The sequence below is a fragment of the Ruegeria marisrubri genome (assembly GCF_001507595.1).
GTDB classification, from domain to species: domain Bacteria; phylum Pseudomonadota; class Alphaproteobacteria; order Rhodobacterales; family Rhodobacteraceae; genus Ruegeria; species Ruegeria marisrubri.
In genome coordinates this window covers 744,930-758,484 of record NZ_LQBQ01000001.1, presented here as the reverse complement: position 1 = coordinate 758,484, position 13,555 = coordinate 744,930, and the positions used below count along the sequence as shown (strand labels likewise).

The following is a 13,555-nucleotide window of genomic DNA, read 5'->3' as shown; positions in this document are numbered from 1 at the left end:
CTTATTTTGTTGGGAATCACCGTAGCGATGGATTTCCGTATTTTCAAACTTTTAGCTTGGATGACAGCGAAGAATTGCGTATAAAGGTGCCACTGCTCGATAGGTTTCTTGCCTGTATGAAACCTGCCTCAATAACTTAACGCCCGCCTCGTGCGGGCGTTTTTTTGTCTAGCACCTCTCTGAATTTCCGCCCGAAGGAAAGGGCCGGCAACTGGCCTTTGGTGCCGATGAGCCGTTTTCCGCCCGGTTTGCCATTCCCTTTGCAGGTGCAGCATGGCAATCTTCCGGGCAACCGAACAAATTAGGGAGGCTGACCATGTCCTTGCAGGGAAAAACGGCAATCATCACTGGATCGAATTCGGGCATCGGCCTCGGCATTGCGCGGGAACTGGCCAAGGCGGGGGCCGACGTGGTGTTGAACTCGTTCACGGATCGCGACGCGGATCACGCCCTGGCCGCCGAGATCTCGCAGGAAACCGGAACAAATGCGAGATACATCAAGGCCGACATGTCAGACGGGGGCGAGTGCCGGGCGCTGATCGAACAGGCCGGTGCCTGCGATATCCTTGTGAACAACGCAGGCATTCAACATGTTTCCCCGATCGACAGTTTTCCGGTCGACAAGTGGGAGGCCATCATCGCGATCAACCTGAATTCGGCCTTCCACACCACGGCAGCAGCCTTGCCGATGATGCGCAAGGCGGGCTGGGGCCGGATCGTCAACATCGCCTCGGCACACGGCCTTACGGCCTCGCCCTTCAAGGCGGCCTATGTGGCGGCCAAACACGGGATTGTCGGAATGACCAAGACGGTGGCGCTTGAAACCGCGCAAGAGCCGATCACCTGCAATGCGATCTGCCCCGGCTACGTTCTGACCCCTCTGGTCGAGGCCCAGATTCCCGACACCATGAAGGAATACGGGATGAGCCGCGATGAGGTCATAAAGAACGTGATGCTGGTGCGGCAGCCGTCCAAGGAGTTCGCAACGGTCGAGCAGCTCGGCGGAACCGCCGTGTTCCTGTGCTCGGATGCGGCCGCGCAGATCACGGGGACGACGATCTCGGTTGACGGAGGGTGGACCGCTCTGTGATCGAAGAGTTCCGGGAACCAGAATTCGGTCTCGGCGTCAGATAGGGCTGGCACGAAAGTGTCAGCCCGCCTTCTTTTCTTTCCGAGACTCGCTTTCGTCCACTTCTTCCGGCGGACGGGTCGGGTCTTTTTCGTTGGGATAGACCAGCCCGGCCGAAATAACGAGTTTGGCGGCGTCCTCGACCGTCATATCCAGAATGATGACGTCCTCTGCCGGGAAATACAGCAGGAACCCCGAAGTCGGGTTGGGCGTGGTCGGAACGAAGACACTCAGCAACTCGCCCCCTGTCTCGGCTTTCTGACTGATCTCGCCTTTGGCGGTGGTCGAAACGAAACCGATCGCCCAGATTCCCCGCCGCGGGTATTGGATCAGGCAGGCTTTTTCGAAGGAACGTTCAGTCTGTGCAAAAACCGTTTCCGAAATCTGCTTGATGCCGGAATAGACCGAACGAACCACCGGCATCCGCGCCACCAGGCTTTCGGCGAAATGGATCAGCGAGCGTCCGATGATGCCCTTGGCGATCCATCCGACAATGATCGTGAAGATCAGAAAAAAGATGACGCCGACGCCGTGGATGTTGATGCCGATGTATTGTTCGGGTTGGAACCGTGCCGGGATCAGAGGAAGAACCGCGCTGTCGATCCAACTCACGACCGACAGGATGAGCCACAGCGTCAGCCAGAGTGGGGCGATGACGACGATACCCGTCAGAAACGACGCCCTCAGCCTTGAGAAAAGGCCAGGGCGTCGGTTGGGTTCTTCATCGAAAGGTGTGTTCATGTCGGTTCCGATTGATTTGCCGGATTAGGTAAGGAGTTCATCGCACCGGCGCAATAGCCCAACGGATCCGACGTTCCTGTTACCCATTGGAAACGCACAATTCGCCGGCAATTTTAGCAGCAAGCCGGGCATTGTTGCGCACCAAGGCGATATTTGCCGTCAGCGATCGTCCCTCGGTCTGCTCGAATATCCGCTGCAGCAGGTAGGGCGTGACATCCTTGCCGGTGATCCGGTGGGCCTCGGCGTCCGCTTGGGCGCCTGCAATGATCGGTGCCAGTTCCTCGGCGGGGATCTGCTCCTTTTCAGGTATCGGGTTGGCCACCAACTGCCCGCCTGGCAGGCCCAATTCCCGGCGCATCCGGTGGGCGCGGGCGATCTGGGCAGGGTCATCCATGCGCAGCGGTGCAGTGAATTGTGTCTGTGACGACCAGAAGGCCGGAAACTCGTTCTGCCCGACCGCGATGACGGGAACGCCGAGCGTTTCCAGCACTTCGAGCGTTTTCGCGATATCGAGGATGGCCTTGGCCCCGGCGGCCACGACGGTAACCGGCGTCTGCGCCAGTTCATGCAGGTCGGCCGAGATGTCGAAGGTGGTCTCTGCCCCCTGATGAACACCGCCGATGCCGCCGGTGGCAAAGACCTCGATGCCAGCGAAACGGGCAGCGATCATGGTGGCCGCCACCGTCGTCGCGCCCGTGCCGCCACTCGCCATGCAGGCCGCCATGTCGGCGCGGGAAAGCTTGGCCACGCCCTTTGCCTGACCCAATGCGTCGAGTTGCTCGGGCTCGAGGCCGACATGCAGCCTGCCGTCGATCACGGCGATCGTCGCCGGGACTGCGCCAGCGTCGCGAATATCCTTTTCGACCTGTTTTGCGACCTCGACATTCTGAGGATGCGGCATGCCGTGCGTGATGATCGTGCTTTCAAGAGCGACAATCGGGCGGCCTGCATCTTTGGCGTCGCGGACTTCGGTGGAAAACTGAATGTCGATCACAGTGGAGTTTCTCCGGAAACATAGGTTGCGGCGGCGTGCAGTGCGCGGGTCAGGGCCTCTTCGCGTTCGGCGCCCCTGGATTCAGCGGCGATATGCGCCGCCATGAACGTGTCTCCCGCGCCGGTTACGCGCGTCACGAGGACGGGGGGTGGCATGCGGTTCAGGACGCCTTCGGCGTTGGCCTCGGTGGCGGAGTTCCCGCCATCGGTCACCAGTACCCGCAATGCTCCGCGATCCATCAGGGCCTGCGCGGCGCTTTCGGAATCGCCGAACTCGCGCTGACACAGAAGGCCCGCTTCTTCGAGATTGACGTAAAGCGTGGCCCGGCCATGCTGCAGGAAAGGCAAGAGACGTTCTGCCTTGCCCGGCGACGCCGGGGCGACGCGCAGGTCGGCACGGGCAAAGGCTGGGCTTTGCGCAATCTCTTCCAACAGCCCCATGGTCAGGTTCCCATCCAAAGCGATGGGTCCATCATATGGCGCGCCTTCCGATCCCAGCGGACCCTGGACCAGCGGTCGCAGGATCTTGGCGCCGGCCGCCTCGAGTGAATGCGCATCCGCGATCGCAGCGATCAGGCCATTTGCACCCTCGACGGCCATGTATCTGTCGGTCGGCAGATCGTCTGAGCGATAGATATGCTCGGTAACCATGCCGAGCATGGCGCAGGAATGCACCAGCTCGTCCCCCTCGGGGTCGCGTCCTATGGCGGTCAACAGTGTCGGCTTCATCCCGAACCGGACGAGGGTCATCGCTATGTTCATCGCGACACCTCCGGGAAGGCGGGTGATGCGGCCGGGCACGTCCGAGCCCTGCCGCATGTGGCTGGCCGAACGCCCGATCACGTCCCATAGGACAGAGCCGATGCAGAGAATTTCCGTGTTCTTGGTCATTGGGCCGTCATGCCGCAGTGCCCGGTCAGGCGCAAGGGAGAAGGGATGTAAGCTTGGCGCAAGGTAGCCGGAGATCCTCGGAATTCCTGAACGGCAAACATATTCGCCTGCCGTTTTTCTCTTGATCTATCTGAGGTTCGACCGAAAACTTCCCTAAAGTTCGCGTTTTCGTTTTTTCCAATTGGATTCGAGGCAGGCATGCGAGGAAGGCACGCGGTAGCTGACCTGAAAGGCATCTTCCTGATACTGTGTTTCACCGGTTTGATCTTCTTCTTGCCAGTTCGTTCAACCGCAGACGCGGTGTCCGCGACGGTGGCCGATTTCCGTGTAGAGAACGGCCTGTTTTTTCTGGAATTACAGATAGATGCCGAAGCGTTTCTTAGCGGTATTGAATTGGGCAATGTCACCGGCAATGCGGACAGGGCGAACGCGGACAGCTACAAAAGCCTGCGCGCCATGCCGTCGGTTCAACTGGAGCCGCTGGTTCGGAACTTCTTCCGGGAATGGAAGAATGCGTTGGCGATCGAAGCAGGCGGTCGGCTTGAGTTGTCCTACGAGGGCGCGCGCATTCCGGTAGTCGGAAACCCCGAAGAGCCGCGCAGCACCGTCCTGCTGATGACAGCCGAACTTCCGCCGAATGCCCGCAGCGTTCGTGTGACCTGGCCTCAAGGGGCAGGGCCAGTGGTTTTGCGGCAGCAAGGAGTCAAGGCGCCATACACCGGTTTCTTGCGCGGCGGCGAAACCAGCCCGCCGATACCTTTGGCCGGCGGAGCCTCGATGGCCCCCAAAGACAGTTTTCAGGCGCACATTCCCGTCGGGTTCGGGCGGATATTCCCAGACGGCAAGGAACAGATCCTGTTCATGCTCGGGCTGTTTTTCCTTTCTCCCCGAACGCGGCCTCTGACCGTGCAGTTCGGGGTCTTTTCGCTGGCTCTGGCAGGCGGTCTGGCGGCAAGGTTATTGGGGTCGATTGCGGTTCCGGCCGACATCCTCGCCTCACTTGTCGCTGCATCCGTCACACTTGTCGCGTTGGAAAACGTCTTCGTTCGGCGGCTGCATCTGTGGCGGCTTTTGGCGGTCCTCGCCTTTGGTGCGCTCCACGGAATCGCGCTCGCCGGTGACTTGGATGGCGTCGGACTTCCTCCGGCGCAGCTCGTGGCCGCGATGAGCGGGGTCTATGTCGGGGCGGAACTGGCGCTGCTTACGGTGATGGCCGCCGCCTTCGCTGCCGTTGGAGTCTGGTTCCGCAGAAAGCCCTGGTACCGGGGCCGGATAGCCATTCCGGCCTCGGTGATCATCGCGTTCATTGGTGGATTCTGGCTGGTGCAGTCCTTTGCGGCTGCTTAACCCATTGCTGCGATCAACGTGTTTAGCTTCGCCAGAGGGTCTTCATCCGACCAGATTTCCTCGCCAATTCCGAAGAAATCCGTGTATGGCGCAAAATTGCGGACGAGGTCTTCGGTCAATCCGCCTTCGGCCACAACGGGTACCTCGATCATCTCCGACCACCACTGGAAAAGGTCCTGCTCGGCAACCGAACCGTCCCCCAGGGCGGATTGGCCGATCGGACCGAACGCGACATAGTCGGCACCTGCTTCGCCGGCGGTCATCCCGTCATGGCGTGAGGTTCCGCAGAAACTGCCCACGATGGCATCGGGCCCCAGCTCTTTCCGGGCGGCGCGGACCGATCGGGCTGCGTCATCCAGGTGCACCCCGTCCAGGCCAAGCCGCTGCGCCAGCAGAACGTGGTTCGAGATGACAAGCGCCACGTCGCGGGCGTGTGCCACCTCGCGGCAGGCATCGGCCGCGCGTGCGATGGTGTCTTCGTCCTTTCCAGCCAACGCCAGGCGGATGCAGGCGATCTCGGCACCGTCGAGAACGCGGGCAAGCTGGTCGGGAAAGGTGCTCAGAGTGATTGCCGGGGGCGTGATCAGATAGATCTGCGGCTGCTCGGGGGTGTCCATCGGCGCGTCCTTCGCTTTGTCTTTGGCGCGGTTTAGCGGATTGCGGGCATGAAGCAAACTTTTATGCCCGCATCGGGCGGAATTGCAATCCGAAGCGACACGGGTGCCTTGCCCTGTCCAAGGATGGGGATTAGAGCAGGCAGGATTCTCGGAGAACACCATGCCCAGCGACAGACCTCAGCCTTCTTTCGTGCTCGTTCGCCCGCAGATGGGAGAGAACATCGGCGCCGCCGCGCGCGCCATGTGGAATTTCGGTTTGGACCGGATGCGGATCGTGGCTCCGCGCGACGGATGGCCGAATCCCAAGGCCGTCGCGATGTCCAGCGGGGCAGGGCGGCTGCTGGACGAAGCGCAACTGTTCGACGATCTGGAAGGTGCGCTGGCGGACCGGACCTATGTTTTTGCCACCACGGCGCGGCAACGTGGTCTGACCAAGCCGGTCTACAGCCCCGAACGCGCCATGCAGATCGCCGCTGAAAAGGTTGCGGCCGGCGAAAAGGTGGCAGTCTTGTTCGGGCCTGAACGCGCCGGGCTGGAAAACGAGGATATCGCCAAGGCCAACGCGATCATCTCGGTGCCGGTGAACCCGGAATATGCCTCTTTGAACCTCGGGCAGTGCGTTCTGCTGACCGCTTACGAGTGGATGCGCCAGACCGGGGACGTGGTGCATGAGGCAACCGACCTGGGCAAAGGGGACTGGGCCACGGGGCTTGAAGTCGAGAAACTGGCCGAACATTACGAAGAGCGGCTCGAACAAGCCGGGTTCTTCTATCCACCCGAAAAGGCGGACGGCATGAAGGTGAACCTGCGCAACCTCTGGTCGCGGATGCGCATGACCCGTGCAGACGTGCAGATGCTGCATGGAATCATGCGTCAGATGGTTCGCTGGAAGGAAAAAGGCTGACGCTGGACGCCGGCGGACGGTGGCTCTAGCTTGCGGGAAACAGAAGGACACGAGGATCGCATGAGCAGCAAGCGCAGCATCTTTGAAGAGGTCTCGGACGAGCAAAAGCAAGAGGCGGTTCAACCGGGCTTGATCGACCGCGGACGTGGCGGCGCCCGGCGGGGAATTCGCCTGTGGCTGATGGCGCTGTTTGCACTGGTTGTTGCGATGATCGTCGTGGGCGGCCTGACCCGCTTGACCGATAGCGGCCTCTCGATCACCGAATGGCGCCCGGTCACCGGGGCCATTCCGCCAATGAGCGAGGCGGACTGGCAGGCCGAGTTCGACAAGTACAAGCAGATCGACCAGTGGCGAATCCAGAACCAGTGGATGGAACTGGACGACTTCAAGGAGATCTACTGGTGGGAATGGGGCCACCGCCAGCTTGGCCGCTTCATCGGTCTGGTCTGGGCCGTGGGCTTTGCCGGGTTCCTCATCGCGCGGCAGATACCGGCCGGCTGGACCGGGCGACTGCTGCTCCCCGGCATCCTTGGCGGGGTGCAGGGGGCCGTAGGATGGTGGATGGTCGCCTCGGGCGTGACCCAGGGCGAAGGCATGACCTCGGTCGCCAGCTACCGTCTGGCCGTCCATCTGGGGCTGGCCTTTGTGATCCTTGGCTTCCTGGCCTGGTACATCTTCATGCTGCGCCGCGAAGAACGCGACTTGATTCAGGCCCGCCGGGCGAAAGAGGCTCGGCTATCTTCGTTGTCCACCGGATTGATGCATTTCGCCTTTTTGCAAATACTCATTGGTGCGCTCGTCGCCGGCATTGACGCAGGCCGGTCCTACACCGACTGGCCGCTGATCGGCGGTCAGTTGCTGCCACCCGATGCAGCGGTCCTGGAACCGATGTGGCGAAACTTCTTTGAAAGCCCGGGGCTGGTGCAGTTCATCCACCGCTGCGTGGGTTACCTGTTGTTTGCTTTCGGTGTCTTCGTCTGGCTGCGCGGACGCGGCAGCGCGCACCCCCAGACCCGTTTCGCCTTCAACGCTGCCTTTGCAGCTCTGTCGGTGCAGGTGGTGCTGGGCGTTTTCACCGTTCTCTACGGCGCGCCTTGGCAGATCGCCATTCTGCATCAGTTGCTGGCCGTTGGGGTCTGGGTGTTGATCCTGCGCGCCCGCTTCCTCAGCCTCTATCCAATCGCAACCTCGCTTCGTGGAGCCTGATATCGATGACCGCTTTTGAAGAATTGATGGCGTTTCAGCGTGAAACCTCGGCGCTGGCCCAGATCGCAGGGCGGCTTGGGTGGGATCAGGAAACCGTGATGCCGCGTGGCGCCGCCCAACAACGAGGCGAGGAGATGGCTGCGATCGAGGCCGTTCTGCACGCTCGCCGGTCCGACCCGCGCGTGGCCGAATTGCTGGAACGCGCCGAGCCCGAATGCGAGGTCAGCGCGGCGCATCTGCGAGAAATCCGCAGGGCTTATGATCGGGCGACCAAGGTTCCCGCCGATCTGGCCAAGACCATCGCGCGCGTGACCTCTGAGGCGCAGGGGAAATGGGCGCAGGCCAGAGCGGATGAGGACGTGGCAGCATTCCTTCCGGTTCTGGAGGAGGTCGTGTCGCTCAAGCGCGAGGAGGGCGCGGCGCTGGCGCAGGGCGGTGACATCTACGACGCGATGGTCGAGGATTACGAGCCTCACACGACAGGCGCCCAGATCGCCGAAATCTTCGACGCGATGCGGCCGCGCCTGGTCGCCTTGCGCGCCGCCGTGCTGGACCGGCCTGCACCCAAGGCGGTCGAGGGCAGTTTCGACGAACGCAAGCAGATGCAGCTTTCGCACAAGCTTGCGGTGGCCTTCGGATATGACCTGAGCCGGGGCCGGGTGGACAAGGCCGTGCATCCGTTCAGCTCGGGCAGCGGTGCTGACGTTCGCATCACCACGCGCACCAGCGAGTCCGATCCGTTCAACTGCATATACTCGACCATCCACGAGGTCGGGCACGCCGCCTACGAGCAGGGCATCCACCCGGACTTCGCGCTGACCCCTCTGGGGCGCGGAGTCTCGATGGGCGTTCATGAAAGTCAAAGCCGCATCTACGAGAACCAGCTTGGCCGCTCGCGCGCCTTCACCCGTTGGCTGTTCGGTGAAATGACCGAGACCTTCGGAGATTTCGGGATCGCGGATGCAGACGAATTCTATGCCGCCGTGAACCGCGTTCACAACGGATACATCCGGACCGAGGCCGACGAGGTTCAATACAACCTGCACATCATGCTGCGCTTTGACCTCGAGCGGGCCCTGATGACCGGAGACCTGCAGGTTTCCGACCTCGAGGCCGCCTGGAACGATCGCTTCGAGGCCGATTTCGGATATCCCGTGAACAAGCCCTCGAACGGGTGCCTGCAGGATGTGCATTGGTCGGTGGGCCTGTTCGGCTATTTCCCGACCTACAGCCTTGGCAATGTCTATGCGGGTTGCCTCCACGAGGCGCTGCGGGGTGCTGTGCCGGATCTCGACGCGCAGCTCGAGGCCGGGGATACCACGCGGGCAACCGGTTGGCTGCGGGAAAATCTGCAACGCCATGGTGGGCTTTATGCCCCGCGCGACGTGATCCGGCGCGCCAGCGGACAAGAGCCGGGACCGGAGCCACTGTTGCGGTACCTCGAAAAGAAGTTCGGAAGTCTTTACGGCTTGTGACAGCAACGCGATCTCGACACCAAGAAACATGGCCTCGTTTTCTGGCGCTCGAACGGCGTCAACGGGACTCCCACGAGCGCTATGGTTGGAGGCTTTTCGACTTTTGATCCTGCGCAAAGCGCACGCGTGGCATCTTCACTAGTGTTTCTTCCCATCAATGCATTGTTGTTTTGTTTGGGGGGGGAATGTCTGAAAATTTCTTGACGCGGGGATTGGTCCGCCTGAGTTCGGTACTTGTGCTTTGTACTGTGCCACTTGGTGCACAGGCCGAAGACCCGGATTGTGTCTTGTCCGCAAACGAGATCTACGCGCGCGCTTCACCGTCTGTCGTGCAGGTAGCCACGCTCTCGATCGACCTGTTTCTTGTCGAAGGCCGCGTGGCAATGAACACTGGCACAGGGTTTGTGCTCGAGCAGGGATATATCGCGACGAACTATCATGTGATCGCGGATTCCAAGATCATCGTCGTCTTCAACGGGGGCTCGATGATCGAAGCTGCCGTGGTTGGAATAGACCCGACTCTGGATGTAGCGGTTCTGAAAGTGACAGGCGGCCAGTATTTCAGCGATGCCCCGCTGGAATTTTCGAATGATGCGCAAGCCGAGATTGGACAGCAAGCCTTTGCTGTCGGTTTTCCGCTTGGCATCGGAAAATCCATGTCGTCCGGCATCGTTTCCGGCGTCGGGAGGGTATTGAGGCAGACAACATCAAGTTGGCTTTCTCCGTATATTCAAACAGACGCAGCGATCAGTCCGGGCAATTCCGGAGGGCCTCTGTTGAATTCATGCGGACTGGTCATCGGGATGATTACGTCGAACATCAGCAATTCTGGTGCTGAAAATATTGCCTTTGCCATTCCGACTGAGGTGTTGCGACCTGTAATCACCGCTCTTGTCGAGGAAGGACATGTTTCCCGGCCTTGGCATGGTCTCTACGGACAGATGACCGCCTTCCCGATTTTGCAGGTTCTTGGCGTGCCGCGAAGTGCATGGGAGGAGCAATCCGGTTTCCTGATCGAAACGGTTGAACCAGGAAGCGCTGCTGATCGAGCCGGGCTGACAGGAGGGGTCTGGCCAATGATGTGGGGCGGTGCGGAAGTCTTGCTGGGCGGTGACGTCATCACCCATGTGAATGGCGTCAGGATAACATCGATGGAGATTGCAATGAACAGTGTTCGGGGCATTGAGATCGGAGAAATCGTTGAACTGAAGGCACTTAGAAACGGAGTGCCATTCTCGGTGTCCGTTGAAATTGAAGAGCGCCCGATCATGCCACAGGAGCTCGAAGTCTACCGGCGGGCGCGCCAAAGATGACAGGGAGAGGCATGGGTGGCACGCGCATCTTCAAATGACGGAAGGCTCTGGAATAGTCAAACTCCAGAGCCCTGACGTTTTGAAACGACCGATAAAGGTCCTATTCGTCGTCTTCTTCGCCCTGATCCGCGATCCAGGCGACGCTGACGACCTCTTCGCCCTTGGCCGTGTCAAAGACCTTGACCCCTCCGGCCGAGCGCGATCGGAACGAGATGCCGTCGACCGGCACGCGGATTGACTGGCCCTTGTTGGTTGCCAGCATGATCTGATCGTCGATCTCGACCGGGAACGAGGCAACCAGCGGGCCCCCGCGCATGGCTTTGTCCATCGCAGCAACGCCCATGCCGCCACGCCCGCGCACCGGATAGTCATGCGACGAACTGAGCTTGCCCGCGCCCTTGGCCGTGATCGTCAGGATCAGGTTTTCGGCCGCCGACATTTCGGCATAGCGCTCCTGCGGCAGGATGCTGTCGGCGTTGCCTTCATCCTCTTCGACCTCGGTGTCGTCGGTCACGCCGGCCATCAGACGGCGCATCTTCAAATAGGCGGCGCGCTCGTCCGGGGTCGCCTCGAAATGGCGGATCACCGACATCGAAACGACACGGTCGCCCTCGTTGAGCCGGATGCCGCGCACGCCGGTCGATTTCCGCCCCTTGAAGACCCGCACGTCGGTCGTGGGGAAGCGTATCGCCCGGCCGGAATTGGTGACCAGCATCACGTCGTCATCTTCCGAGCAGATGCGTGCATTCACCAGTTCCACGCCCTCGGGCAGGTCCATGGCGATCTTGCCGTTGCTCCTGACGTTCGTGAAATCGCTCAAGGCGTTGCGTCGCACGTCTCCGGCGCTGGTGGCAAACACGATTTGCAGGTTTTCCCACTCGTCGTCCGGCACGTCGACGGGCATGATCGCTGCAACGGATACGCCTGACGGGATCGGCAGGATGTTGACGATCGCCTTGCCCTTGGAGGTGCGTCCACCGCGCGGCAGGCGCCAGGTCTTGAGCTTGTAGACCATGCCGTCGGTGGTGAAGAACAGCAGCTGGGTATGCGTGTTGGCCACGAAGAGGGTGGTGACCACGTCCTCTTCCTTGGTCTGCATGCCAGACAGGCCTTTGCCGCCGCGCTTCTGCGCGCGGAATTCGGCCAGCGGGGTGCGCTTGATGTACCCGCCCGAGGTCACGGTCACAACCATGTCCTCGCGCTCGATCAGGTCCTCGTCTTCCATGTCGCCCGACCAGTCGACGATCTCGGTGCGGCGCGGAACGGCGAAGTTCTCTTTTACCTCGCGCAGCTCGTCGGCGATGATGCCCATGATGCGTTCGCGAGAGCCGAGGATTTCAAGGTATTCCTTGATCTTGCCTGCCAGTTCCTCAAGCTCGTCCGTGACTTCCTTGACACCGATCTGGGTGAGGCGCTGGAGCCGCAGGTCGAGGATGGCGCGGGCCTGTGTCTCGGACAGATTATAGGTTCCATCCTCGTTCACCGTGTGGGTCGGGTCGTCGATCAACCGGATATAGTCCGCGATGTCGGCAGCAGGCCAGCGGCGGGACATCAGCTTTTCACGCGCTTCCGCTGCGTCGGCCGAGGCGCGGATGGTGGCGACCACCTCATCCACGTTGGAAACGGCTACGGCCAGACCGCACAGGATATGGCTGCGTTCGCGGGCCTTGCGCAGGTCATAGGCGGTGCGCCGGGCAACGACCTCCTCGCGGAAGTCGATGAAGCAGGTCAGGAAGCGTCGCAGGGTCAGTTGTTCGGGCCGTCCGCCATTCAGCGCCAGCATGTTGCAGCCAAACGAGGTCTGCATGGGCGTGAAACGGTAGAGCTGGTTCAACACGACGTCGGGTGTCGCATCACGCTTCAACTCGACCACGACCCGAACGCCGTTGCGGTCGGATTCGTCCTGCACGTGGGCAATGCCTTCGATCCGCTTTTCGCGCGCCGCCTCGGCGATCTTTTCGATCATCGCGGCCTTGTTCACCTGATAGGGGATCTCGTGCACGATAATGGCGTAGCGATCCTTGCGCAGTTCCTCGACACTGGTCTTGGCGCGGATGATGACGCTGCCGCGCCCCTCCAGGTAGGCCTTGCGCGCACCCGAGCGCCCCAGCATGACGCCGCCCGTGGGAAAGTCGGGGCCGGGGATGTATTCGATCAGCTGTTCGCTTGTCAGGTCCGGTTCCTCGATCAGGGCCAGCGTCGCGTCGACCACCTCGCCAAGGTTGTGCGGCGGGATGTTGGTCGCCATGCCCACGGCGATGCCGCCGGCGCCGTTGACCAGCATGTTCGGGAAACGGGCGGGCAGGACGGTGGGCTCCTTGTCCTTGCCGTCGTAGTTGTCCTGAAAATCGACCGTTTCTTTTTCGATATCCGCCAGCAGGGCCGCGGCAGGCTTGTCCATCCGCACTTCGGTGTAGCGCATGGCCGCCGGGTTGTCCCCGTCCATCGAGCCAAAGTTGCCCTGACCGTCCAGCAACGGCAGCGACATGGAAAAATCCTGCGCCATCCGCACCAGCGCATCATAGATCGCGCTGTCGCCGTGCGGGTGGTATTTACCCATGACATCCCCCACCGGTCGCGCCGACTTGCGATAGGGTTTGTCGTGCGTGTTGCCGGATTCGTGCATCGCGTAGAGGATGCGCCTGTGAACCGGCTTCAGACCGTCCCGCAGATCCGGAATCGCGCGGCTGACGATGACCGACATCGCATAGTCCAGATACGAGGTCCGCATCTCGGATTCAATGGACACGGTCGGGCCGTCATATGTCGGGCGCTCCGGCTGGTTTATGTCTTCGTTTTCAGGGGTTTCTGGCGTATCGCTCACGTAAACTGCCCGTTCTCTGTGCAGGGTCTATATCTTGTGGGTGCATCTTATCAGACCCGGCACATAAGGTGCAAGCAAGCAACGCCGTCAGTGGGAAAACAGCGTTCACGCCAAT

The 13,555-nt window shown here is 61.1% G+C and carries 11 protein-coding genes; 6 read left to right on the top strand and 5 right to left on the bottom strand.

What is annotated here, in order from left to right:
* The first annotated feature begins 316 nt into the window (after nucleotides 1–316).
* The gene (locus AVO45_RS03645) at nucleotides 317–1,090 is read left to right on the top strand and encodes a 3-hydroxybutyrate dehydrogenase (RefSeq protein ID WP_068344507.1); all 774 of its coding nucleotides are present in this window, start codon (nucleotides 317–319) and stop codon (nucleotides 1,088–1,090) included.
* A gap of 60 nt (nucleotides 1,091–1,150) precedes the next feature.
* Here the strand turns inward: AVO45_RS03645 and AVO45_RS03640 are convergent, their stop codons facing one another.
* The 3 genes from AVO45_RS03640 to AVO45_RS03630 all read right to left on the bottom strand — a co-directional run bounded on the left by AVO45_RS03640 (nucleotide 1,151) and on the right by AVO45_RS03630 (nucleotide 3,754).
* Nucleotides 1,151–1,870, bottom strand: a complete 720-nt coding sequence (locus tag AVO45_RS03640) for a DUF502 domain-containing protein (protein WP_068344505.1) — start codon at nucleotides 1,868–1,870, stop codon at nucleotides 1,151–1,153.
* A gap of 79 nt (nucleotides 1,871–1,949) precedes the next feature.
* The gene (locus AVO45_RS03635) at nucleotides 1,950–2,864 is read right to left on the bottom strand and encodes a pseudouridine-5'-phosphate glycosidase (RefSeq protein ID WP_068344502.1); all 915 of its coding nucleotides are present in this window, start codon (nucleotides 2,862–2,864) and stop codon (nucleotides 1,950–1,952) included.
* A complete protein-coding gene (locus AVO45_RS03630; protein ID WP_068344500.1) occupies nucleotides 2,861–3,754 on the bottom strand; it encodes a PfkB family carbohydrate kinase in 894 nt (297 codons plus the stop codon). The genes AVO45_RS03635 and AVO45_RS03630 overlap by 4 nt, the downstream gene beginning before the upstream one ends.
* Before the next feature lie 300 nt (nucleotides 3,755–4,054).
* Here AVO45_RS03630 and AVO45_RS03625 point away from each other — a divergent pair, with 300 nt between their 5' ends.
* Nucleotides 4,055–5,101: a HupE/UreJ family protein gene (locus tag AVO45_RS03625; protein ID WP_205627838.1), complete on the top strand. Its 1,047-nt coding sequence runs from the start codon at nucleotides 4,055–4,057 to the stop codon at nucleotides 5,099–5,101.
* Here the strand turns inward: AVO45_RS03625 and AVO45_RS03620 are convergent.
* The gene (locus AVO45_RS03620; RefSeq protein WP_068344707.1) at nucleotides 5,098–5,718 is read right to left on the bottom strand and encodes a thiamine phosphate synthase; all 621 of its coding nucleotides are present in this window, start codon (nucleotides 5,716–5,718) and stop codon (nucleotides 5,098–5,100) included. The genes AVO45_RS03625 and AVO45_RS03620 overlap by 4 nt on opposite strands.
* Before the next feature lie 160 nt (nucleotides 5,719–5,878).
* On the opposite strand from AVO45_RS03620, the gene AVO45_RS03615 reads away from it, so the two are divergent.
* From AVO45_RS03615 to AVO45_RS03600, 4 genes are all read left to right on the top strand, one after another.
* Complete coding sequence (locus AVO45_RS03615) at nucleotides 5,879–6,622, top strand: RNA methyltransferase (protein ID WP_068344496.1); 744 nt, start codon at nucleotides 5,879–5,881, stop codon at nucleotides 6,620–6,622.
* A gap of 60 nt (nucleotides 6,623–6,682) precedes the next feature.
* A complete protein-coding gene (gene ctaA / locus AVO45_RS03610; protein WP_068344494.1) occupies nucleotides 6,683–7,828 on the top strand; it encodes a heme A synthase in 1,146 nt (381 codons plus the stop codon).
* A gap of 5 nt (nucleotides 7,829–7,833) precedes the next feature.
* Nucleotides 7,834–9,303, top strand: coding sequence for a carboxypeptidase M32 (locus AVO45_RS03605; protein WP_068344493.1), 1,470 nt, complete (start codon nucleotides 7,834–7,836; stop codon nucleotides 9,301–9,303).
* 185 nt (nucleotides 9,304–9,488) lie between these two features.
* Complete coding sequence (locus AVO45_RS03600) at nucleotides 9,489–10,616, top strand: S1C family serine protease (RefSeq protein WP_082688641.1); 1,128 nt, start codon at nucleotides 9,489–9,491, stop codon at nucleotides 10,614–10,616.
* Nucleotides 10,617–10,716: 100 nt separating this feature from the next.
* On the opposite strand, the gene gyrA is transcribed toward AVO45_RS03600, so the two are convergent.
* Complete coding sequence (gyrA, locus tag AVO45_RS03595) at nucleotides 10,717–13,440, bottom strand: DNA gyrase subunit A (protein WP_068344490.1); 2,724 nt, start codon at nucleotides 13,438–13,440, stop codon at nucleotides 10,717–10,719.
* Nucleotides 13,441–13,555 lie beyond the last annotated feature (115 nt).

Coding starts and splice junctions, on each gene's coding strand:
- AVO45_RS03620 (WP_068344707.1), bottom strand. CDS start 5,718: ATGGACACCCCCGAGCAGCCGCAGATCTATCTGATCACGCCCCCGGCA.
- AVO45_RS03615 (WP_068344496.1), top strand. CDS start 5,879: ATGCCCAGCGACAGACCTCAGCCTTCTTTCGTGCTCGTTCGCCCGCAG.
- AVO45_RS03605 (WP_068344493.1), top strand. CDS start 7,834: ATGACCGCTTTTGAAGAATTGATGGCGTTTCAGCGTGAAACCTCGGCG.
- AVO45_RS03630 (WP_068344500.1), bottom strand. CDS start 3,754: ATGACCAAGAACACGGAAATTCTCTGCATCGGCTCTGTCCTATGGGAC.
- AVO45_RS03640 (WP_068344505.1), bottom strand. CDS start 1,870: ATGAACACACCTTTCGATGAAGAACCCAACCGACGCCCTGGCCTTTTC.
- ctaA (WP_068344494.1), top strand. CDS start 6,683: ATGAGCAGCAAGCGCAGCATCTTTGAAGAGGTCTCGGACGAGCAAAAG.
- AVO45_RS03645 (WP_068344507.1), top strand. CDS start 317: ATGTCCTTGCAGGGAAAAACGGCAATCATCACTGGATCGAATTCGGGC.
- AVO45_RS03600 (WP_082688641.1), top strand. CDS start 9,489: ATGTCTGAAAATTTCTTGACGCGGGGATTGGTCCGCCTGAGTTCGGTA.